The sequence below is a fragment of the Rhodococcus sp. NPDC127593 genome, assembly GCF_042671975.1.
Classification (GTDB): domain Bacteria; phylum Actinomycetota; class Actinomycetes; order Mycobacteriales; family Mycobacteriaceae; genus Rhodococcus_F.
On sequence record NZ_JBHXWI010000194.1, the window covers coordinates 1 to 1,019 of the forward strand.

At 69.7% G+C, this 1,019-nt stretch carries 1 protein-coding gene; it reads left to right on the top strand.

The annotated features are described in order from the left end of the window. The first annotated feature begins 1 nt into the window (after window position 1). On the top strand, window positions 2-991 hold the full coding sequence (gene cofD, locus ACFVJ3_RS49560) for a 2-phospho-L-lactate transferase (protein ID WP_378459059.1): 990 nt from the start codon (window positions 2-4) through the stop codon (window positions 989-991). Window positions 992-1,019 lie beyond the last annotated feature (28 nt).

Here is a 1,019-nt window from a genome sequence, read left to right on the forward strand (position 1 = left end):
CGTGAACGTGACTGTATTGGTTGGCGGGGTGGGTGGGGCCCGGTTCCTGCTAGGTGTGCGGAGGTTGCTCGGGGCCGATGCGCCCGGTGGTGGGGGCGCCGATTCCGGCCATTGCATCACTGCTGTGGTCAATGTCGGTGACGACGTCTGGATGCACGGGCTGCGGATCTGCCCGGACCTGGACACCTGCATGTATACCCTCGGCGGCGGTATCGACACCGAGCGTGGGTGGGGGCATGCCGGTGAAACCTGGAATGCCAGGGAGGAACTCGCCGCCTATGGTGCGAAACCGGATTGGTTCGGGCTCGGTGACCGGGACATCGCCACGCATCTGATTCGCACCCAGATGCTGCGGACGGGGTATCCGTTGTCGGCGGTGACCGAGGCGTTGTGCAACCGGTGGCGGCCGGGTGTGACGCTGCTGCCGGTGACCGACGACCGTAGTGAAACTCACGTCGTGATCACCGATCCCGAGGACGGGGAGCAGCGGGCGATCCACTTCCAGGAGTGGTGGGTGCGGTACCGCGCGCAGGTGCCGACGCACAGCTTCGCGCACATCGGCGCCGAGCAGGCGGCCCCGGCGCCGGGGGTGGTCGAGGCGATCGAGAACGCCGACATCGTGTTGCTGGCGCCGTCGAATCCGGTGGTCAGTGTCGGGGCGATCCTGGCGGTGCCCGGGATCCGGGGTGCGTTGCGCACCACCGCGGCGAGGGTGGTCGGGATCTCGCCGATCGTCGGGGGAAAACCGTTGCGCGGCATGGCCGACGAATGCCTCGACGTGATCGGGGTGGAAACGTCGGCGGAGGCGATCGGCCGCTGGTACGGGGCCCGGGGCGGGACCGGGATCCTCGACGGCTGGCTGGTCCACGACACCGACACCGCCGAGGTCCCCGGCGTCGAGGTGGCCAGGGTGCCGCTGATCATGTCGGACCCCGACGTGACCGCGGCGATGGTGCGGGCGGCGCTGGACGTGGCGGGGGTGACGCTGTGACCGACCCCGCCGGGGTGTCCCGGCTCGA